General features: G+C 60.6%; 17 protein-coding genes. 4 read left to right on the top strand and 13 right to left on the bottom strand.

The genetic code is table 11. From position 1 onward, the window contains the following. Nucleotides 1–700 precede the first annotated feature (700 nt). From BBI10_RS02820 to BBI10_RS27870, 6 genes are all read right to left on the bottom strand, one after another. A complete protein-coding gene (locus tag BBI10_RS02820; RefSeq protein ID WP_065986542.1) occupies nucleotides 701–1,702 on the bottom strand; it encodes a lysylphosphatidylglycerol synthase domain-containing protein in 1,002 nt (333 codons plus the stop codon). Then, the gene (gene clsB, locus BBI10_RS02815) at nucleotides 1,699–2,949 is read right to left on the bottom strand and encodes a cardiolipin synthase ClsB (RefSeq protein WP_410934687.1); all 1,251 of its coding nucleotides are present in this window, start codon (nucleotides 2,947–2,949) and stop codon (nucleotides 1,699–1,701) included. The genes BBI10_RS02820 and clsB overlap by 4 nt, the downstream gene beginning before the upstream one ends. 5 nt (nucleotides 2,950–2,954) lie before the next feature. Further along, on the bottom strand, nucleotides 2,955–3,749 hold the full coding sequence (locus BBI10_RS02810; RefSeq protein ID WP_065986537.1) for an endonuclease/exonuclease/phosphatase family protein: 795 nt from the start codon (nucleotides 3,747–3,749) through the stop codon (nucleotides 2,955–2,957). Then, nucleotides 3,746–4,663 carry a DUF72 domain-containing protein gene (locus BBI10_RS02805; RefSeq protein WP_065986535.1) on the bottom strand — a complete coding sequence of 306 codons (918 nt, stop codon included), beginning with the start codon at nucleotides 4,661–4,663 and terminating at the stop codon, nucleotides 3,746–3,748. Before BBI10_RS02805 ends, BBI10_RS02810 begins: the two co-directional genes overlap by 4 nt. Nucleotides 4,664–4,805: 142 nt before the next feature. Further along, nucleotides 4,806–5,441, bottom strand: coding sequence for a CGNR zinc finger domain-containing protein (locus BBI10_RS02800; RefSeq protein ID WP_065986532.1), 636 nt, complete (start codon nucleotides 5,439–5,441; stop codon nucleotides 4,806–4,808). 177 nt (nucleotides 5,442–5,618) lie between these two features. Beyond that, the gene (locus BBI10_RS27870; RefSeq protein ID WP_244160299.1) at nucleotides 5,619–6,659 is read right to left on the bottom strand and encodes a hypothetical protein; all 1,041 of its coding nucleotides are present in this window, start codon (nucleotides 6,657–6,659) and stop codon (nucleotides 5,619–5,621) included. Between the two features lie 129 nt (nucleotides 6,660–6,788). Here BBI10_RS27870 and BBI10_RS02790 point away from each other — a divergent pair, with 129 nt between their 5' ends. After that, complete coding sequence (locus BBI10_RS02790; protein ID WP_065986530.1) at nucleotides 6,789–7,349, top strand: hypothetical protein; 561 nt, start codon at nucleotides 6,789–6,791, stop codon at nucleotides 7,347–7,349. Nucleotides 7,350–7,405: 56 nt separating this feature from the next. Here BBI10_RS02790 and BBI10_RS27865 read toward each other — a convergent pair whose 3' ends face one another. The 4 genes from BBI10_RS27865 to BBI10_RS02775 all read right to left on the bottom strand — a co-directional run bounded on the left by BBI10_RS27865 (nucleotide 7,406) and on the right by BBI10_RS02775 (nucleotide 13,076). Next, a complete protein-coding gene (locus BBI10_RS27865) occupies nucleotides 7,406–7,720 on the bottom strand; it encodes a response regulator (protein ID WP_244160298.1) in 315 nt (104 codons plus the stop codon). After that, nucleotides 7,672–10,794, bottom strand: a complete 3,123-nt coding sequence (locus tag BBI10_RS27860) for a PAS domain S-box protein (protein WP_432213739.1) — start codon at nucleotides 10,792–10,794, stop codon at nucleotides 7,672–7,674. Before BBI10_RS27860 ends, BBI10_RS27865 begins: the two co-directional genes overlap by 49 nt. Nucleotides 10,795–11,094: 300 nt before the next feature. Then, nucleotides 11,095–12,003, bottom strand: coding sequence for a glutaminase B (glsB, locus tag BBI10_RS02780; protein WP_065986527.1), 909 nt, complete (start codon nucleotides 12,001–12,003; stop codon nucleotides 11,095–11,097). A 275-nt stretch (nucleotides 12,004–12,278) separates the two neighbouring features. Beyond that, a complete protein-coding gene (locus tag BBI10_RS02775) occupies nucleotides 12,279–13,076 on the bottom strand; it encodes a phosphodiesterase (RefSeq protein WP_083232998.1) in 798 nt (265 codons plus the stop codon). Nucleotides 13,077–13,362: 286 nt separating this feature from the next. Between BBI10_RS02775 and BBI10_RS02770 the strand changes: the two genes are divergently transcribed. Together BBI10_RS02770 and BBI10_RS02765 are read left to right on the top strand one after the other, a co-directional pair. Continuing rightward, nucleotides 13,363–13,842 (top strand): hypothetical protein, encoded by a 480-nt coding sequence (locus BBI10_RS02770; RefSeq protein ID WP_065986525.1) that lies wholly within the window; start codon nucleotides 13,363–13,365, stop codon nucleotides 13,840–13,842. A 135-nt stretch (nucleotides 13,843–13,977) separates the two neighbouring features. Then, nucleotides 13,978–14,451 (top strand): hypothetical protein, encoded by a 474-nt coding sequence (locus BBI10_RS02765; RefSeq protein WP_065986523.1) that lies wholly within the window; start codon nucleotides 13,978–13,980, stop codon nucleotides 14,449–14,451. Between the two features lie 446 nt (nucleotides 14,452–14,897). Here the strand turns inward: BBI10_RS02765 and BBI10_RS02760 are convergent, their stop codons facing one another. The 3 genes from BBI10_RS02760 to BBI10_RS02750 form a co-directional block, all read right to left on the bottom strand. Next, nucleotides 14,898–16,913, bottom strand: coding sequence for a hypothetical protein (locus BBI10_RS02760; RefSeq protein ID WP_065986521.1), 2,016 nt, complete (start codon nucleotides 16,911–16,913; stop codon nucleotides 14,898–14,900). Continuing rightward, nucleotides 16,913–17,938 carry a type III secretion system chaperone gene (locus BBI10_RS02755; RefSeq protein WP_141695098.1) on the bottom strand — a complete coding sequence of 342 codons (1,026 nt, stop codon included), beginning with the start codon at nucleotides 17,936–17,938 and terminating at the stop codon, nucleotides 16,913–16,915. Before BBI10_RS02755 ends, BBI10_RS02760 begins: the two co-directional genes overlap by 1 nt. Nucleotides 17,939–18,167: 229 nt before the next feature. Next, nucleotides 18,168–18,989 carry an SDR family oxidoreductase gene (locus tag BBI10_RS02750; RefSeq protein WP_065986514.1) on the bottom strand — a complete coding sequence of 274 codons (822 nt, stop codon included), beginning with the start codon at nucleotides 18,987–18,989 and terminating at the stop codon, nucleotides 18,168–18,170. Nucleotides 18,990–19,166: 177 nt separating this feature from the next. On the opposite strand from BBI10_RS02750, the gene BBI10_RS02745 reads away from it, so the two are divergent. Then, nucleotides 19,167–19,937, top strand: a complete 771-nt coding sequence (locus BBI10_RS02745) for an SDR family NAD(P)-dependent oxidoreductase (RefSeq protein WP_065986512.1) — start codon at nucleotides 19,167–19,169, stop codon at nucleotides 19,935–19,937. Nucleotides 19,938–19,952: the final 15 nt, after the last annotated feature.

Genomic DNA, 19,952 nt, shown 5'->3' with positions numbered 1-19,952 from the left:
TGCCTGGGGGCAGACTGTTTCGCCTTCGGCGAGTTACTTGGAAAAGCACCCCAAGTAACCAAGGGTGCTTGCTCCTGATTGGGCCCTTCCTTCGTCAGGGTACCCTCACTCCGACGACGCTCCGTGGGCCCGCGCCGAACGGACATCCATGTCCTGACGGCGCTCTCGCCGCATCCATGCGGCTCGGCCCACTCCGCGTCGTCTGCGTTCGGCCTGCACCCAAGTCGCGATTGGCGGTGTTTGAGCTTTTTGTATACGAAGGTCAAAAGCAGATCAAAAGCTTCCCGGCTGAAGCCGGTCCTACAGTCAGAGCCGATGTTTGAGGGGGACTCGATGTTTGAGGGGGACTGATTTATTTACAACGCTTCACCGTAAATTAATCTGTCCCCGACCTGCAATCTGTCCCCGACCTTTCCAGATCGATGTTTGAGGGGACTGATTTATTTACAACGCTTCACCGTAAATTAATCTGTCCCCAACCTGCAATCTGTCCCCGACCTTTCCAGATCGATGTTTGAGGGGACTGATTTATTTACAACGCTTCACCGTAAATTAATCTGTCCCCAACCTGCAATCTGTCCCCGACCTTTCCAGATCGATGTTTGAGGGGACTGATTTATTTACAACGCTTCACCGTAAATTAATCTGTCCCCGACCTGCAATCTGTCCCCGACCTGCCCCAGATAGTCGATCTCCTCTCCTATAACTGCCCTTCGTTCTTGCTGCGCATGGCCTTGGCCCGTTTCTCCAAAACCACATACACCACCAGCGCAATCATCAGCGGGATGAGGAAGTAGATCACGCGATAGCCAATCAGCGCGGCCAGCAGTTGGCCTTTGCTGAATTGGTGTTGCATCAGTGTGATGAACACCGTTTCAAGCACGCCAAGTCCCGCAGGGATGTGGGCGATGACGCCGGCGATGCTGCTGATGAGCAGGATCCCGAGCACCGCCGGGTAGAAGGCTTTTTCCGGCAGCAGCACGTAGATCAGCAGCGCCATCAGCCCCCAGTTCAGCGCGCCCAGCAGGGCTTGGCGCAGTGCCTGGTTCAGCGAGGGCAGAACAAGCTGTTGCTTGCGGACGGTCCAGGTGCGCTTTTTCGAGAAGCGGCAGGCCAAAAAATACGCCAGGCAGACGGCCAGCAAGACAAAGCCGATCAGTTGCAGCGTGGTGTCGCCAATCTTCCAGCCTTCGGGCAAGTCGACGAAGTCCCCGGCGAACACGAAACCGGCCAGGAGCATGTAGCCCAGCCAGTTGGTGATCAGGCTCAGGCTGAGGATGCGGGTGATAGTCGGCACGTCCAGCCCCAGGCGCGAATACAGGCGATAGCGAAGCGCAATGCCGCCAACCCAGGAACTCAGGTTGAGGTTGAAGGCGTAGCAAACGAAGGTCACGGGGATGATCTGCTTGACCGCCAATTTGTGTTCGGTGTAGCGCCGGGCCAGGACGTCGAAGCAGCAATACGTCAGGTAACTGCCTGCCGCGATAAGGAAGCCCAGCGCCAGGGTGCTGAGCTTGTAGGACTCCAGCGCGTGCATCACCTCGTTCCAGTCGAGGTTCTTCATCAGGGTGAACAGCAGCACCGGCACCGCGATGAAGAAGAACAGCGTGAAGGCGCGCTTGGCCCACGTCAGCCACGGACGATTCTTGTCCGCGTCGGCCGGTTTCTGCTCGTGGGTGGAAGCTTGGGAGACACCGGTCATAGGGATTTCTCCTGATCGGCCGGCAGCTCGTTTTTGAGCGCGGCGGCTTCCGGCAGGGTTTCAGGCGCGCGCAGGGGTTTCAGGCGTGGACCGTGCACCGGGAACAGGCCGGCAATGGCCGGGAAGTGCCGAAGGAAGTGGAAGCTGAGGAAGATCATCGGTGCACGCCACCACTGCCCTTTCGCCAGGCCCTTGAGGTTGACCTGTTTGCTGTGGGCCACGGCGAGGTCTCGCAGGTGTTCGTGCAAGCGCTGGTTCAAGGCATGGTCGCGGATGAACAGGTTGGCTTCCAGGTTCAGCGCGAGGCTCAGCGGGTCGAGGTTGCTCGAGCCCACCGTTGACCACTCGTGGTCGATCAACGCGACCTTGCCGTGCAGCGCCCGCTGTTTGTATTCGTGGATGATCACCCCTTCGCGCAGCAGCCAGGTGTAGGTCAGACGCGAGCACACTCGCACAAATGGCATGTCCGGCTGGCCCTGGAGGATCAGCGTGACTTTCACCCCGCGTCGGGCCGCATTGCGCAGTTCACGCAGGAACCGGTAGCTGGGGAAGAAGTAGGCGTTGGCGATGGTGATGCGCTGAGTCGCGTTGCGCATCGCCAGCAGGTATTGCTCTTCGATGTCGGTGGTGTGATTACGGTTGTCGCGTTCGGCGAGAAGCATGCGCGCGCTGCCGGCCTGACGCGTCACCGGCTTGAGCGGCGTGAAAGTCTTGCGCACCGCGGGGCCGAGCATGCCCAGCGTCGAGCGATAAATGTCGGCGACGATCGGCCCGCGCACCAGAACCGCGTAGTCCTGCTTGGCGGTGATGCCGGTGTCGGCCATGTGGTCGACGCTGTAGTTGATCCCGCCCATGAACGACGTTTCGCCGTCGATCACCACCACTTTGCGGTGCAGGCGCCGGAACAGGTTGGTGCGCATGCCCATAAGCTTGGGGCGCGGGTCGAACAGCTGAATCTGCACGCCGGCCTCGATCATCTTGCTGACAAACGCCGTGCTCAGGTCGCTGGTGCCGTAGTCGTCCACCGTGATAATCACGCGAACGCCACGGCTGGCCGCTTCGATCACGGCCTGCTGCAAACCCTCGCCGACGCGGTCTTCGAAGATGATGAAGGTCTCGATCAGCACCTCTTCGCGCGCCGCACGAATGGCGTCGAACACCCGGGCGAAAAAGTCTTCGCCATTGATCAACAACTCCACCGAGTTGCCGTCCCGCCAAAGGCCACACATGGCGCCCATCGCTCTCATACCCCTCATAGCGTTACCTCCACCGCCAACGGCGCATGATCGGAAAGGTGCGACCAGGGACGATTGGACATCACCCTGGGCGACCGGATGTGCGCGTTGCGCACGTAAATACGGTCCAGGCGCAACAACGGAAAGCGCGCTGGAAAACTCTTCGCCGGCGCCCCAAATGATTCAACAAAGACCTCGCGCAGCCCGGCAGGATTCAACACGCCATCGGCCTTCTGCCGCCAATCGTTAAAATCCCCCGCCACAATCACTGGCGCATCGGACGGCAACCGACCCACCAGATCAGCGAGCAATTTCAGCTGCTGCTGGCGATGAACCTCTTTCAGGCCCAGGTGCACGCACACCGCATGCAGCTCGCCGAAATGCGGCACGTCCAGCACGCAGTGGAGCAGGCCGCGCTCTTCGGTGCCGTGGATGGAAATGTCGAGGTTTTCGTGGCGAATAATCGGGTACTTGGACAGCAGTGCATTACCGTGGTGACCATGGGGGTACACGGCATTGCGGCCGTAGGCGAAATCCTTCCACATGCTGTCGGCGAGGAATTCGTACTGCGACGTGGTCGGCCAGTTTTTCACGTTCTGCGCGTGGTCCTGATGCTCGCCGTGGACTTCCTGCAGGAACACGATATCGGCGGACACCGTACGCACCGCGTCGCGCAGCTCGGGCAGGATGAAGCGTTTATTGAGGAAACCGAAGCCCATGTGCATGTTCATGGTCAGCACATTAAGCGTGACCGACGTCGACGCGCTTTGTCGTCGGCCGTGGAATTCTTCGGGGATCAGGGCACTGGTCACAACGTGGCTCCATGCAAATCGCCTGGCGCAACTTCCAGGTTTTCAGTGAGATTGAAACGCTCAAGCAACCGGCGCGCGTCGTAGGGCGCGCGGACCTTGATGTCGTTATCGAAGTAGCAATAGACGTCGCGGGATTTCCGCGCCCGGGGCGCTTTGTCCACGATCAGTTGAGCATCCATGGGCTGCGCGCCCCGCTGCCACGCGTCGATGCGGTCGCCCCAGTGGTTGATCGCCTCGTCGGAATAGCCGCTGGCATAGAGTTCCTTGTCGCCATGCAGTCGCACGTAGACGAAGTCGGTGGCGAGGTCTTCGACGTGGGGCCACTTGCCGGCGGTGTCCGCGACCACCAGCGCGACCTTGTACTTGCGCAGCAGCGCGACAAAGGCCGGCACCTTAAAGCTTTCATGGCGGATTTCAACGGCGTGCCGCAGCTTCAGGCGGGGCGGAATGTCCAGATAACCCGGCTGCTGCAACCGCTCGGCGCACTTGCTGGCACAGGCCTTGGCGGCTTTACCGTCGTGGGGCAGCAGTTTCAGAAAATGTTCGAAGCGCTCGGGGTCGAATGTGAAATTGGGCGCAAACTGCCAGAGGATCGGGCCCAGCTTTTCCTTGAGCTGGAAAATACCGGAGGCGAAGAAATTGGCGACGGGCTCGTCGATCTCTTTGAGGCGGCGGACATGGGTGATATAGCGCGGGCCCTTGACGCTGAAGACGAAGCCTTTCGGCGCCTCGTCGTACCAGCGTGCGTACAGGTCGGGAGACTGCAGCGAATAGAACGAGCCATTGATTTCGATGCTATTCACGGCTCTGGAGGCGAATTTCAACTCGTTTTTCTGCGTCAGGCCGACTGGATAGAAATCCCCGCGCCACGGCGTGTAACGCCAGCCTGAAATGCCGATACGAATGTCGCCCATGCCTGTGCTCTCTCATGTCCCGCCGCGGCACCTGCCCCGACGCTTGTGAACTAGAGATAAGAAGCTTGAGAACGTGGCAGGTTCCCTGGCTTTTTGCCGGTGTTAGGGCGCAGATTGCCGCAGGCTGCACCCACGCCAGTGCTCATGACTCGGCCGTGGCCCTTTTGATCTTTTCCCGGGCGCCGCAAATATTCATCTGGCACCAGCGACGGCGGCCGTTTTTCGACGTATCGAGAAACAGCCAGTCGCAATCCGGCGTGGCGCAGGCCTTGAGACGCGTCAGATCACTGGTGGTCAGCAGCGCTGCTGCCTGCACCGCGAGACGACCGATGAAACCGGCCGTCATCGAGCCAAGATCATCGCCCACACGCCAGCGCCAGATCACGCCCGCAGGCGTCAGCACCAGTAAACGCTGGCCAGCGGTGTCCACCAGTGCCTGATTCAACGCATCCAGGCTGGACGTGCCAGGCCCGTGGTCCAGCGCCATGGGCAGCAGCAACCGATACAACGCTTCGCGGAAATCGATTAACTGTCCAAATGCCGTCATCGTGTGCCAGAACGAATCCTGTACCAGCGCGACGAAGTGCTGATGCTCCTGATCGTCGATCAGCCCGGCGTGGTGAAACCAGTGGACGATGTCCTCCAGATTGCCCAGCTTGTCGACGACCTCCCGCAACCCCGTGCCCGGCCGACGGCCGTCACAGGTATTGAGGTAATCCAGCACCGCAGCCCCGCCGACGAGACGGATGGCGTTGATCTTCAGCTGTCCGATAGACATTGCCTGCCCTCAGTTTGAAGCGATGAGGGAATGATGGCAGAGAAGTGAGGGGGTGCTGAAGTTTCGGACGGTTGTCGGCGATGTCGTATCGGTGCCGGAAGTGCTGAAGTGAAACGATTCAATAGGCCGACTTTCGTCAAACTGGTCAATCGCAGAACGTACTTCCGGCAGGCCCGATTAATTTTGCCAGCAACCCGTGAACCGCTTGCACACATCAAAACGCTGATCCAGATCCGCCATGCGCGCCTGATGCGCGCTCAATGTTTCCTTTTCCAGTTCTCGATAGGTTCGGTAGTAGTACTCCAGCATGGCGTTGTTGGTAGACATCGCCTTGCTGCGGTCGGCTGTTGGCCCGTCTGGCGACAATTCGACAATTTGAGGGGTCTCGAGCACGCCTAGACTGCGAGTGTAGTAATCCTTGTAGAGCTCTAATGCACGCGCCTTGATAGCCATTTCATCTTTGGCGAACTGTTCAAGGTTCTGGTGATATTCAGTCCAGTACACATCGGGCAGCTTGAAGACAAGCCGTTGCTTGCGTTCGTCCATCGCTGTGCCGATCAACGCGTCTCTAGACGAAGAGGCGTCGTCGTTATCAGACTTCATCTTGGGGATAACACTTGCATCAACGATTCGCGCGATCAGGGCCGCACGCTCCGGAGATTGCGGCGGTGCTTCGACAGACTTGGGGAAGATCGGACTGCGGCCGGCGCAGGCGGGCAGACCTTTGTAGGTCAGCGCAATTGGCGAGCGTATGACCTTGCCATCAATCTGGCGCAGTCGGCTAAGGGAGACCTGGCAAGTGTTACCTGTGTGGCGAAAGTTTGCTTCGTACTCGCCGCTGCTTTGCGGCGTGAAGTTGAACCCCACTGTGCACACGCTGGCGCTGCCCAAGGTATTGGCTCGAGCGAACAGTTCGTGGTCTGGCCGCAAGCGGACTTCCAGATAAGCCTTGGCGTCATCGGGAGCAGCAATGCTCATATCCGCCCTGCGCCGGGTATTGGCGGTGAACAGATTGTTCAGGATTCCGGTGGTCTGGCCGCCGCAATGCTCTTCGTCGAACAGATCGAGGGTCGAGTTTTCGTTACTGCTGATGAAGCGCAGCTTTGCAGAATCAGATTCACTGGCATCCGGATAGGATCCGTTGAAACTGCACCCGCCCAGTAAGAGTGCGGCAATGGTTACACCGCCACGCAGGCGCTGTGGGGAAAAACTGAACATATTGACTGATCGTCCTTGATGTACAGATAGGCGAAAGGCCATCATGCTAATGAAGGCTGTCGTCGCCGTCCAGCGCGCCGGTAATAGCTGGTTCGAAACGTTTAACTGCCACCCTGGAGAACTGCCTGAATGCTTGGCTCGCAGCACATACTCGCACTTGGCCTGACCGCATCACTGATGGGGTGTTCATCATTGCCTGAGGACATGGCGTTGAATTCGCCCGTTTACAATGCGCAAAACGCCGGTCTGGTTGTTGGCACGCTGATTGAGGGTGGTCCATACGGAACGTATCTGGAGTTTCGTGATATCAAAAGTGACAAGATCTTCGGGTGGGGCCCCAAGGATGATTACTCGGCGTGGCTACCCGCCGGTGACTATGAGGTAAGCCGCCTGGGTAACCGCCGCGGCGTAATGGGACCCTACTACAAATCTCTGCGTTTCAGCGTTGCCAAAGGGCAGATCAACTACCTCGGCGAGATGGTCTACGACTGCTCGGAGGTCGCACGGCCGGCTGCAGTTTACGGCGTGATGGACTGCGGATTTCTGGCCCTGGGTCAGTGCACAGTCCCCCGCCCCAGCGTGAACATCTGCGTTGTGGACCGCGAGGCCCAAGCGATCGGGTATTTCTTGCATCAACATCCCGAACACGCCGCATTACCTGTTCATAACGCGGTTATGTCGCGGCATTGAGCTTCGTCCCCTGATCCTCTACCGCGCCTGGTAAGTACCCGGGCCACCTGGCTGCCTCAGGCCGTCCCTCCCAACTGAGCAAGACTCGCCGCCAGTTCGCTTTTGCGGAACGGTTTGGTCAGGCGCGGCAAATCCGGGTCGAGCCCTTCATGTTCGGCATACCCCGAGACCAGCAGGATCGCCGTCCCGGGCCGGGCGTTTCGGACGCGTCTGGCCAGGTCGGTGCCACTGATGCCCGGCATGAGGTGGTCGGTGACGATCAGATCGACAGGCTGCCCGGTGCCCAACAACTGCAAGGCTTCTTCGCCGGACGAGGCTTCGATCACGCGATAACCCAGATCGGCCAGCATGTACGCTGTACTGGCGCGCACCAGGTCTTCATCGTCGACCAGCAGCGCGATCCCGCGCAGGGAGCGTCGGTCCGGGGCCTCGTCGATACGCAACGCCGCCGCCGGCACGGTCTGCTGCGCGGCAGCCACAGCTCCACGTTCGTCCCAAGCCCCGGCGAGCTCTGAATCGTCAGCGCGCCGTTGAGCTGGGACGCCAGGCCATGCACCATCGACAACCCAAGCCCCGTGCCTTTACCGACGCCCTTGGTGGAAAAAAACGGTTCCACCGCCCGGGCGAGCGTGGACGCATCCATGCCAATGCCGGTGTCCGCAACGGACAGACAGAGGTAGTCGCCGGTCGGCAGCCTGGAACGGTGGCCGGTGCACACCCATTCGGCACTCGCCGAGATCCTCATCGTGCCGCCTTCGAGCATGGCGTCCCGCGCGTTCACGGAAAGATTCAGAAGCGCCATCTCAAGCTGATTGGGGTCTGCGATGGCGGCGGGCAGATCAGGCGGGGCATCGACGACGACCCGGATTTGCGGCCCGGTGGTGCTGGCGACGAGATCGCCCATGCCGTTCACCAGTTTCGCCACGTCGACCGACACCGGCTGCAGCGGCTGACGGCGCGCAAAAGCCAGCAACCGCTGCACGAGTGTCCTGGCGCGATCGGCCGATTGCACGGCGCCGGAGATCAACCGCTGCTCACGTTCGCCGCCTACGCCTTTGCGCTGGAGCATGTCGAGGGTGCCGACGATCGGGGTGAGCAGGTTGTTGAAGTCATGGGCGACGCCGCCGGTCAGCTGACCCATGGCCTCCATCTTCTGACTCTGGCGCAACGCCTCCTGGACTTCTTCGCGCTCGGCGATGGCTTTGGCAATCCGCACTTCCAGCGTGGCATTGAGTTCGCGCAGCCCCTCCTCGGCATCCTTGCGGGCCGTGACTTCAACCACCGTGCCGGTGACGCGCAAGCAACGGCCGGCGGAGTCGAACACGCCCCGCCCCTTGGCGGCCACCCAGCGAATCACACCATCGTCTCTGCCGACGGTGCGGTAGTCGACGTCATACAGCGCGCGGCGTTCGGGGTCGCTGGCCGCCGTGAATGCTTCGATCGTCGCGTCCCGGTCCTCCGGATGCAAGCCGTCATAAAAGTCTTGAATCGTGACCCGCACATCAGCCGGGATGCCGAACATTGCTTTGGTTCTGGGCGGCCAGATCAACGCGTCGTGGACGATGTCCACGTCCCAGAAACCGATATCGGCGTGTTCGACGGCAAGGCGCAGGCGCTCTTCGCTCTCGCGCATCCGCATCTCGGCGCCCACACGCTCGACATGCGCCCAGCAGCGCTCGACCACTTCCCTGACCAGCAGGACTTCAGCGGGCAACCAGTCGCGAGGCTGATCTTGATGAACCGCCATCATGGCCGTCAGCCGGCCATTCTTGACCAGCGGGCAGCAGATGATCGCGTCGATGCCAATCCCGCGGAAGGTCTCCAGGCCTTCGCCGGGACCGAGTTCTGCAACGGCGTCGCGCACGATCAGGGTTCGGCCTTCGCGCATGTCAGCCGCCGTCCGCGGGCCGAAAAGATCGAGGCTGTAGGCGCCGACCGAGCTCTGAATGCCAGCCGCATTATAGTCGCTGCGAATCCAGAAGCGGTCATGGTCGATGTCGACATCTGCGTAGGCGCAGCGCGACACGTTGAGCCTGCGCCCGAGCAACTCGGTCGCCGCGAGCATCGCGTCTTCGGCCCGGCGGATGTTGAAAAGGCGGTTGTCGAGCTCATCAAAAAAGCTCAGACGCGCCGCGCTCTCTTGCAGCGCCGCTTCCGCCTGATGCTCGGCCGTGCGGTCGCGGAAGATTTTCACGAAGCCGCCCTGATCCGTTGCCAGCGGCATCATCAAACCCGAGCCCCAGAAGCGCGCGCCGTGTTTATCGACGTGCCAACGTTCGTTGACGGCGCGCCCCTGCTCCATGGAGAGTTCGAGCTCGGCTTGAAAGACCCGTTCGATCTGGTCCGAATCGGTGTAGAAGAGATCACCGTCGCGGCCCATGACTTCATCGGCGCAGTAACCGACGATGCGCTGGGCGCCGATGTTCCAACCGGTGACGGCCCCCCGCCCATCGAAGGTGATGATCGCGAAGTCCTCGGCGCCTTCGACTATCTGGCGGTAGCGCACCTCGCTGCTGCGAATGGCGGCCTCAGCGCGCGCACGGTGCACGACCAGTCCCACCGTTTTGACCACGAAATCGCCGATCTCGATATCCGCCGTCAAGGGCTCGCGCCGCTCGGTGTGATACATGACAAAAGTGCCGAGCATGGCGCCCTGCGCCGAACGGATCGGAATCGCCCCACAAACGTGTAACCCGTGTCCGACGGCAAGCGCCCTGAATTCGGCCCAGTGAGGGTCGTCCACGATGTCGGGCACCGCCGTCCGCGAGTTCGGAACCGTCGCGGTTGTGCTGGAGCCTGAACCTGCGCCGACAGTGATGTGTGCGGCAGCCTCGATAAATGCAAGGGGAAGGCTGGGCCCGGCGCAATGCTGCAGCTGGCTGCCCTCCTCGTTCAGGAGCAGGATGCTGCCCAGAAAACAGGATGGCGACAGCGCCTCCACCTCGCGGACGATCGCGTCCAGCGCGGCGTTCAGCGGTGTTTCTTCAACAGCCAGTTCAAGGATACGGTTCTGGGCGGCCCCGAGTGCTGCCGCGCGATTGCGGGCCTGGGTCAGGCGCGCATTCTCGATGGCGATGGTTGCCAGCCGCGCCAGACTTTCCAGGCGTTTGACCGTGTCGTCATCGTGACTGCGGACCTGCGACCAATAGGCGCCCAGCGCCGCGACCGGCACAGGCCGACCGATGGGTGCCATAACAAGGCTACGCACAAAGGTCGGCGCGTAGATGTCTTGCGAGATGCGTGGATCGAGCCGGACGTCACGGATCGCAACCGTCTCGCCGCGGTGCATGACCCACCCGGAAACACAGTGGTCAGCCGGAAAGGTCTGGCCCTGCCACAGCGCAGAGACCGCATCTTCGGCTATGTAAGAACACCGTCCTTCGTCCTGAATCACCACCGCAATGCCATCCGCGCCGAGCGTGGCACGCGCCACGTCTCGCAGCACGGCGACGACCTCGTCCACGGATCCTGCCATGACGAGCCGTTCACTGGCATTCAGCACATGAGACAGGCGCTCATCGCCGCTGGGGTCGACTGGAACAGTAGTCACACGGATCTCCCGACATCGCCACGGCATCAACATCCCGCAGACTGGTTCGAACTGGACAGGGCCAAAGCGGCATTGTATCGGGTAACCCTTCGCCCTCGACACGGCTCGATTCGGCTTTCTCGGAAAAGCGACCAACGCGCCCGCCGGTCAAACTTTTTCAACGATCCACCGAACGTCAAACAACCACGACCCCTGTCAGAAAACAGACCAGCCAATCCGCGAACTCAGCAACTCCAACGCCGCCATGCCGGCGAGTGAATTCCCGGCAGCATTCAGTTCCGGCGACCACACGCACACGGTGAATTGGCCGGGCACGATCGCGACGATTCCGCCCCCTACTCCGCTCTTGCCCGGCAATCCCACGCGGTAGGCGAAATTGCCGGCTTCGTCATACAGCCCGCTGGTGGCCATGATCGAGTTCACTTGTTGGGTCTGGCGCGGCGTGAGGATCTGCTCACCGCTGTGTTTGCAGAACCCGTTGTTCGCCAGAAAGCAGAACGCCCGGGCGAGATCCAGGCAGCTCATCTTCAACGCGCAGCAGCTGAAATAACTGCGCAGCACGGTTTCGACTTCGTTATGGAAATTGCCGAATGACTGCATCAGGTAGGCCATGGCGGCGTTGCGTGCGCGGAATTGATATTCGGAATCCGCCACGCGGGCATCGATCAACACCTGGGGATTGCCCGACAGCCGCCGTACGAAATCGCGCATGGACAAGGTCGGCGCAGCGAACCGCGACTGGTTGATGTCGCAGATCACCAAAGCCCCGGCATTGATAAAAGGGTTACGCGGGCGTCCGCGCTCGAACTCAAGCTGCACCAGCGAGTTGAACGGCTGACCCGACGGCTCATGGCCCAGGCGCTCCCAAATGGCTTCGCCAGAATGACCGATCGCCTGAACCAGGCTGAACACCTTGGAAATGCTCTGCACCGAGAACGGCTCCAGGGCATCGCCCGCGCAATAATAGGTGCCATCGTTGCCATAAACGGCAATGCCCAATTGCTGCGCCGGCACGTCGGCCAGCGCGGGAATGTAATCAGCCACCTTGCCCTGGCCGATCAAGGGACGCACTTCGTCGAGAATCTCGTTCAACAGCGTTTGCATGGAGGGTCCTGGCGGTGATCCCCTGACGGCAGCAGGGGTTAGGGTTCATGACGAATGCTGGAGGGGCGGGATCACACAATTGGGCAGGATTTTGGTTTTTTTGTGGAGGGTGGGTTGGCGCTTTCAGGTTGGCAGCCGTTGGTTGACCGAGCGCTTTTGCGGGACTGTCGTTTTTCTGAAATCGGCCCTGCCATCAGATACGAGTGTCGGGACTGAATGCATGCCGCAGCGCCGCTCGGCAGCAGCCCTCTTCAGTTCCCGCCCCACTCCTGCAGTCATGCAAACGGCAGTGGCCCGCGGAATGTCCCGATTGGCACCCAGTGGGTAATCAGACCCGTATCCACCTTCCAGTGATGCAGGAGTAACGCCGGCGGCTCCACATACGACGCCTCTTCTGCCTCTGGATCCAGGGCCAACCCGATGGCTGTCGTTGTGCTGGGGGCAGTGCACAGGACTGTGCCGCCAAAACGTAATTGCATCGAGCGGTGAATGTGTCCGCACACCACACGTTCGATCGCCGGATAGCGCTGCACCACCTCGCGCAGTCGCTCCGAGTTCCGGCAGGCATACGTGTCGATATAGGGAATGCCACTGAGGAACGGTGGCTGGTGCAGCATGATCAGAGTCGGACGCGCCGGCTCCTGGGCCAGTGCCGCATCGAGCCAGGCCCCAGCCGCCTCGGTCATGTCGCCGTGGTGTTCATGCGGTACGGTCACATCCACGCCAATGATCCGTACCGGCCCGAGGTCATCGGCGACGAAGTGCCACGGGCCTGCCGTTGAAGAGAGATACGGCTGGGAAAAGGTACTACGCATTAAGTTTCGGTCATCATGATTGCCAGGAATCATCAGCAACGGCGGCTCGATCCCGGCCAGCAATGTACGCGCCATTGCGTACTCTTGCGGTAGCCCCTCATCCACCAGGTCGCCGGTGATGATCACGACATCGGGTCGCGGCACGAGCCTGTTCAGGTGTGCAATGGCCTGCTCGCACATCGTGTTCGAATCAACCAGCCCCTGATAAAGCATGCCTTGCGGCCTGATATGCAGATCGGAAAGGTGGGCAATCAGCACGGGACATTCTCCCTAGAGGAAGCAGTGATCGATGTCGGGTGAAGGTAGCATGTCTGAGCTGCGATGGACGGCGTCAGCGTCCATGCGGCATGGCAGAGCGCCGAGATCTTGGAGGCCGGAACGGGCGATTGGTTGTTGAACCGGCCCAGGCTCGAACAGCCAGTCGCCGAAGCAAAATCATCCAGGCGGGATTCCGGTAAATAACTTGCCCTTCTTCAGAAAGGTTTGACGATAACGAGTGGCTCTCGCACTCTGTTTATACCCCATTCATTCATCAGGTTCCCGCATGCCATTAGCGACCGCAGTGCTGCTCGACTGTTGGCCACAGCCCAGTACGTCGCCTGAACCAGTAGTGTTCGCCACGGATACGCAGCTATGTTTACGGTATTACACCAGTGGGGAAGAAATAGCTGTGGTTCATTTTCCGCTAGTAATGAAAATCCAGTTCGGTTCGCCAAACGACGAAGCTTTGGGCGGCCATCCGCTCATTGGACTTGGCCTAAAGCATTACCAAATTCATCGAATAGATAATTCGCCTTGGTTAGCAGAGCTTGAGCAGAGGAACGCCATTCATCCTCGACACGATAAACAGCGGTTCATGAAAGGTGCTATCCACTATGTCTTTACGTTTCAGGACTCTACCCTGGAATGCATCGTAATCGAGGGGGCGTTCTGGCCTCCCAAAGTGCAAGTATTCACCTCGGAGCAGGAGGCAAAAAATAGCTGGCGCACGCTGGTGAATGACGTGGGTGCATTAAGCCTATAGTCAGAAGCGGATGGCAGCTTTGGGTCGGTAGCGGCCAGTGCGAAATTCCTCTATTCATTAAGGTATCGGGGTTCAGGCCCGCAGCTTTTGATAGGCTGATACCCACACCATAGAAATTCAAAGCTTGGGCCCAGCATGAACAGCATTAGCGCAACCATGTACCGTTCGAAATACGCAAGAGCCGCGCACCCGGTGCTAACGGTTGACTCCATCCCGCTTGGAAGCTGGATCAAAGGCGTAATCTATGACGGCGCGGGCGTCGACACCACTGAGGGCCTCGTCCCTGCGCAAGGCTGGTTGACTGATGAAGATCACTCGCGCTATGCATGGCAGATTCTTGAACCTGCCACGGAAGACTGCTCGACAATCGTGCCGCTATTGGTCTGTGCGGATGACCTGGACTTGAGCTGCACGGTAGCAGTGGTTGAGCAAGTGATATGCCGTGACACCGTCATCTGGGAACGCTTTGGTCGAGCGGTCAACACCGTTGCCGGCGTAATCACTGCGGTTGCCTGGAATGAGATGAATCCGCGAGCGTCATTCCATCGAGGGCAATTTGAAGAAGCACTGTCAGAATTCTTACGGCTGACTGAGCATGAGTGGGTCTGAGGGTCCGCTACCGGCCAATTGCAGCCGCTCAAGGTGGCAGCCAAATGTCGGCGGTTGCATGTACTGACCTTTCGATCCGCGACCTATAAGCACTTGTAGTTTCAGCAGGCGCCCCAACACACGCGATGGCTGCGACATAAGCGTTGCAGAACAAAAAACACACTCTGGGGAATCATGAACCATCTTCGAAACGATATCCCGTCGCAGCACGCGTCGGAGGTAAATCGGGGCCTCTTCCGGGCCGGCCATCGCAACTAACGGGCGGGCAAAATAACCCGGGGTCTGCGGGTGATGGTATCGATCATCTTGCCGGTAATCGGTGTTTGGATTGGGCCCCAGATCCCCGAGGCCCCGCCCTGCCCGGTCTTGGCCAGCTTGATCTTGCTGATGATGGAGGCGGCGGATCGGGTAGGTACCTTCACCGCACGCTGACATCCCCCTGCCGATTACGGCTTCCCGCTCGAGCTGTCTGCCAAGTCCATATTTATGCTCTCAGGTGCAGGCGCTGCCGCATCGCTTGGCTCGACAGGTGTGGCTAAGGCAGCGGCGGCTTGAGCGGCGGTCGGCGTCGATGTGGGCATGGGCGCGGGTCGAGCGGCAGCGGCGGCACGAGCAATGGCAGCGGCACCGGCAGCCACGGCGGCCGGCGAACGGGCAGGGCCCGCGGACGATTGGCCTACGCCCACATTAGCAAAACGGGCTTGAGACCTCATAGAGGCTTGGGCCAAGGCGGAGGTCGGCACTTGCGCTGGTTTGGGTGCAGTTCGGCTCGCCGGTGTTGCCGGGGCAAGTGTGCTGGCCTGGACGGCTGGTTGCGGGGCCTGGGCAGGTTGGGCTGGAACCGGCTGGGCGACAGGCGCCGGCGCAATTGGAGTTGGCTGCGCTTGCGCCGGTGCTACTGGAGCTGGCTGCGCTTGCGCCGGTGCAGTTGGAGCCGGCTGCACTTGCGCCGGTGCAATTGGAGTTGGCTGCGCTTGCGCCGGCGCGACTGGAGCTGGCTGCGCTTGCGCCGGTGCAGTTGGAGCCGGCTGCGCTTGCGCCGGCGCGACTGGAGCTGGCTGCGCTTGCGCCGGTGCAGTTGGAGTTGGCTGCACTTGCGCCGGTGCAGTTGGAGTTGGCTGCACTTGCGCCGGTGCTACCGTGGCGGTAACACCCGCCTGGCCGCCGGTAGTCTGGGGGCTACCGGTGTTCAATGCGGCGCGGGCAGCCCGGTTGGTGGCATGGGCATTGTAGGTCTTGTTGACCGTTTCGTAGGTCAAACCAAACATGGCAGCGGCGCCAGCGTTATTAAAGAACTGAGACACAGCGGGCGAGACCTTGCCCTTGGTCAGAGTGTCCAGCGCCAGGGGCAGGGCCCCTGAAATATTGTTCCAGCTCAAGCGCGCAGGAGAATGGTCAAGCAAACGCTCATAGTCCTTGAGCGGTAACAATTTGCTTGCATCGGTCTGAAGCTTTTGCGTATCGCCCACTTCAGCAAGGCTGGCGTGCTTGCCCCGGTAGGCATCCACTGTCTCGATCGCGGTGTTAGCCAAGGCGCGTATGCCCGCCACCGTGTTGATCGCGCTGTTGAGCGCCGCGCCGGTCAGTGGTTTGCCATGCTCATCATTAACCGTTGGGCCCGCCGCCGATTGCCCGGCGGGCAAGGCATGGCCGATCACCGCATCTTGCAGGTAACCCATGGCCAGGGTCATCGCTGAGTACGTCCAGGCATTGGCGTTCATATGATCGGAATTGACACCATGGGTGCTCGTGCCGTTGCTGCTGGTGGTCGTGGAGACGGTCGCCTGCAAGGTTTCGCGGCTGGCGGCGTAGGTCAGATTGCGCATCTGGGTCGCCAGCACCCGGGCAGCCAGGGCGCCATCGCCATGGCTGTGGCTCAGCGCGGACATCACCAGAAAAGCGGCGTCGGCCACGATCTCGTTGCGCGTCACATTGCGCGAGTCGCTCTTATGTTCGGCTGTGAGCGCGGCTTTTTCAGTCGGCGTCTTGCTCTGCCACTGCTCGGGGCTGAGCCCAAAGTGGCCCCTCACCCCCGCTTCCGGATCCGGGTGGTCCAGGCGTGAATGACGATAGAGGTTCGCCGCGATCTTGGTGCCCGACACCGCCACTTGGGCGGCCATCAATGCCGGGGCACCCTGGTCCTGAAGTATTGGCAGCATGGCATTGTAGGCATGCATGAACACTTCTTCGCGGGCGAAGGTCGTGGCCCCGCAAGTCACCGCCTGTTGCAACGCGTGCCCCGCCATGGCGCCCATGGTGCGGCCCGAGGGCAGGCTGTTCCGCGTATCGTCAATGAGCATGCCACCCGTCGCCAATGCCGAGTGACCAGCGTTGCGCAAGCGGTCCTGCAGAGTAGGTGGTTGATGCCCCGCATTGCCCGCATTGCCTGCGTTGCCTGCAGACGGCTGCGTGCTGGGCAGTAGAGGGGCCGTAACGTGGTTATTGCCAATGCCGCCAACCATCAGATATTGCTCCCGTTCAAACGCCTGCCGGAGGTAGCCCCAGGCCGCTGATTACTGTCAATGCCAACGGCCAGGGTCACGAAATGCACCAGCCAGCTCGCCAGGTCGTCGCCATCGAGCCCAGTACTGTCCCAGCGCGCTTGCAGACTGGCGCCAGCCGGTGCCAGGGCGACGCCACATTGGGCGCCGGTCATCAAGTACAGATTGCTCTGCAACGCCGCGCCGCGTTGCTCATTGCCGTTCAGGGCAACCGCCACCGGCGTGCTGAGCAACAGGTGGCGTTGGTCGGGGTCGGCGATGATGTCGATGTAGCGATCATTCACCTTAAGCGAGCCCACGCTACCGAACGCCTGGCCTGGCAGCGGCACTTGAAGAGCAGTGAAGGCCCGCTCAAGCAAAGGTCGGTGCCACTGGTCGTTGATCTGCTGCTGAGCGATGGCGTCGACCTTCTCGCCCAGCTGCGCCAATTGCGAGTTGGCCGGTGCCATATCCGCCGAGGGCTGTTCGGGAGGATTCTCGCCGGCGTTGGCGGCGGCTATCAGCGTGACCAGCAGGCTGGCCCCCAGCGCTTGCATCTGCTCGAGGGCCTTGATCAGCGCCTGGCTGTCGTTATGGTGGTAGAAGGGCAATTGCTTGACCAGCAGCGTGGCGCCGCTTGCATCCTGGGCCCACACGCAGGTGTCCAGGGCCATGCTCACGCAGTTGGCGCGCAGCAGGGCCTCGCGCCAAAGCAAAGGGCTGATCCCGGTCGGCGACTGAATGAACCCCAGCAGGGACCATCTGGGCGGTTCCTCTTGCTGGCGGACCATCACCACGTTCAAGGGTGACAGCGTCAGCATGCCGTAGCGTGTGAAAGTGGCGGCTGACTGGGGCGACAGGCCCAGTGCGCGGGCCACTTCGGTCAGCCAGGAGCGGGTGTCGTCCCCCATTGGCGGGAGGCCGTTTAGCGTCGTGTCGGCGGGCGCATTGCGGGCCCGGGGCGAGCGAGACGGCGTAGAAAAACGCAGGTTGGGGTCTGTGAGCATGAAATCACCAATCCGTCAGCGCCTTCTTCTAAAGCGCCCTGGCACGTGGAAAGCTGCTACCAAGGGCGTTACAAGTAGGCAAGGCATGTTCGTAGCTGTGTGTGGTACCAGCACGCAGATCGGTTCCCCGCCATGTACTACATTTTTGTACTGCCGAGGGGTCAAAGGCTGCTGCCAGCGATGGCCCGTTATCGGGCAGAACCGTCTCCCGCCCCCGCGACATTAATGCCTAGGTTTCGCTGTCACCTACGATTGCGGGAGTCGCAGCCGTTCCGGCCAACAGCCCACCATCAACGTTGAACTCACTGCCCGTGATGTACGTGGCTTCATCCGACGCGAGCAACAAGGCCAGAGCGGCCACCTCTTCAGGCATTCCGAATCGCCTGAGCGGCGTGTCTCGAACCAGCGCAGCCATTCGCGCTTCGCGACCGGCATCGCTGCCTAACATGGGTTCCCACATGGGGGTCAGAATGGCCGCCGGGTGTATCGAGTTGCATCTAACCTTCAGCCCTTGTTCGGCGCAGTAAAGCGCCACCGTTTTAGTGTGATTGCGAACGGCAGCTTTGGACGACGCATACGCGGCGGCACCTGGAATACCCACCAGACCGGAGCGAGAGGAGATGTTGACGATGGAACCGGCGCCTGACGGGCGCATGGAGCGAATGGCGTATTTGCATCCGAGGAATACCCCGTCGAGATTGGTTTGATGCACCGAACGCCAATCTTCCAGCCGTGCATGTTCCGGGTCATGCCGCACAGCGCCATCCTCGAATCCGGTGATGCCCGCGTTATTCACGAGAACATCCCAACGGCGGCCGTCATTTGAAATCTGCCCGGCCAATCGTTGCCAATCTTCTTCACGCCGCACATCCAGACGCAGAAAACAGGCGCGCCCCCCCAACGCGCTTACAACCGCACGACCACGCGCTTCGTTGATATCCGTGACGTAAACGAAGCAACCTTCTTGCACGAAGAGTTTTGCAATGGCGGCACCGATGCCTTGAGCCGCGCCGGTAACGACGGCTGTCTTGGAGGCCAGTTTATTTTCCATAAATGATTTTATCTCCAGGGTAAGGCGTGTAGAGCGCCCATGAGAATGAGCCAATGTCCTGTGCCATGATCACGGTTGGCGAAGAGGCTAGTCCATAACCGAACGCCACGAAACCTGAACGTCAAAACCTGACTCAGGGTCATAAAAACACTTCAGCCACGCCCCTCAAGGTGCCTTATGCGTTTGATACCTGAACTGAACAGCGAAGCTCATGTGCTGATATGCGGCGCCAGCCGAGGTATTGGCCTGGCACTGTGCGCGGCGTTGCTGGCTCGCGATGATGTGACGCAGGTATGGGGAGTGTCGCGAAACGCCAGCACCTCCTCAGAACTGGCAGCGCTTGCAGAACGCTATGGCCAGCGCCTGAAACGAGTCGACTGCGACGCGCGCAATGAGCAATCCCTCGAAGCGCTCGTGAGCGAGACGCTTGCCGGACGCGACCATCTGCACCTGGTTATCAGCGCGCTGGGCATTCTTCATCAGGACGGCGCAAAACCAGAAAAGGGTCTGGCCCAGTTGACGCTTGCGAGCCTGCAAGCCAGCTTTGGGACCAACACGTTCGCGCCGATCCTGCTGCTTAAACACCTCCTCCCTTTATTGCGCAAACAACCTTCTACCTTCGCGGCGCTCTCGGCGAGGGTTGGTTCAATTGGCGATAACCGATTGGGAGGCTGGTACAGCTACAGAGCCAGCAAAGCGGCGCTCAACCAGTTGCTGCACACGGCCAGCATCGAACTGAAACGGTTGAACCCTGCCTCGACTGTCCTGGCCATACACCCAGGCACCACTGACACCGAGCTGTCCCGGCCATTCCAGGGGAACGTGCCTGAGGGCCAGTTGTTCGAACCGGCGTTCTCGGCGGACCGTATTCTTGAGGTGGTGGGCGCACATGGGCCGGCCGACAGCGGGACCTTTTGGGCCTGGGACGACACCCCCATCGTCTGGTGATTTCTCCCACGCGCG

The sequence above is a fragment of the Pseudomonas graminis genome, assembly GCF_001705435.1.
Classification (GTDB): Bacteria; Pseudomonadota; Gammaproteobacteria; order Pseudomonadales; family Pseudomonadaceae; genus Aquipseudomonas; species Aquipseudomonas graminis_B.
The sequence above is the reverse complement of the archived record's forward strand: the minus strand, read 5'-3'. Positions and strand labels throughout refer to the sequence as shown.

Bases quoted from the DNA above. Each gene is read 5' to 3' on its own strand.
- BBI10_RS02820 (WP_065986542.1), bottom strand. From the start codon at position 1,702: ATGACCGGTGTCTCCCAAGCTTCCACCCACGAGCAGAAACCGGCCGAC.
- clsB (WP_410934687.1), bottom strand. From the start codon at position 2,949: ATGAGAGCGATGGGCGCCATGTGTGGCCTTTGGCGGGACGGCAACTCG.
- BBI10_RS02805 (WP_065986535.1), bottom strand. From the start codon at position 4,663: ATGGGCGACATTCGTATCGGCATTTCAGGCTGGCGTTACACGCCGTGG.
- BBI10_RS02800 (WP_065986532.1), bottom strand. From the start codon at position 5,441: ATGTCTATCGGACAGCTGAAGATCAACGCCATCCGTCTCGTCGGCGGG.
- BBI10_RS27870 (WP_244160299.1), bottom strand. From the start codon at position 6,659: ATGTTCAGTTTTTCCCCACAGCGCCTGCGTGGCGGTGTAACCATTGCC.
- BBI10_RS02790 (WP_065986530.1), top strand. From the start codon at position 6,789: ATGCTTGGCTCGCAGCACATACTCGCACTTGGCCTGACCGCATCACTG.
- glsB (WP_065986527.1), bottom strand. From the start codon at position 12,003: ATGCAAACGCTGTTGAACGAGATTCTCGACGAAGTGCGTCCCTTGATC.
- BBI10_RS02770 (WP_065986525.1), top strand. From the start codon at position 13,363: ATGCCATTAGCGACCGCAGTGCTGCTCGACTGTTGGCCACAGCCCAGT.
- BBI10_RS02765 (WP_065986523.1), top strand. From the start codon at position 13,978: ATGAACAGCATTAGCGCAACCATGTACCGTTCGAAATACGCAAGAGCC.
- BBI10_RS02760 (WP_065986521.1), bottom strand. From the start codon at position 16,913: ATGGTTGGCGGCATTGGCAATAACCACGTTACGGCCCCTCTACTGCCC.
- BBI10_RS02755 (WP_141695098.1), bottom strand. From the start codon at position 17,938: ATGCTCACAGACCCCAACCTGCGTTTTTCTACGCCGTCTCGCTCGCCC.
- BBI10_RS02750 (WP_065986514.1), bottom strand. From the start codon at position 18,989: ATGGAAAATAAACTGGCCTCCAAGACAGCCGTCGTTACCGGCGCGGCT.
- BBI10_RS02745 (WP_065986512.1), top strand. From the start codon at position 19,167: ATGCGTTTGATACCTGAACTGAACAGCGAAGCTCATGTGCTGATATGC.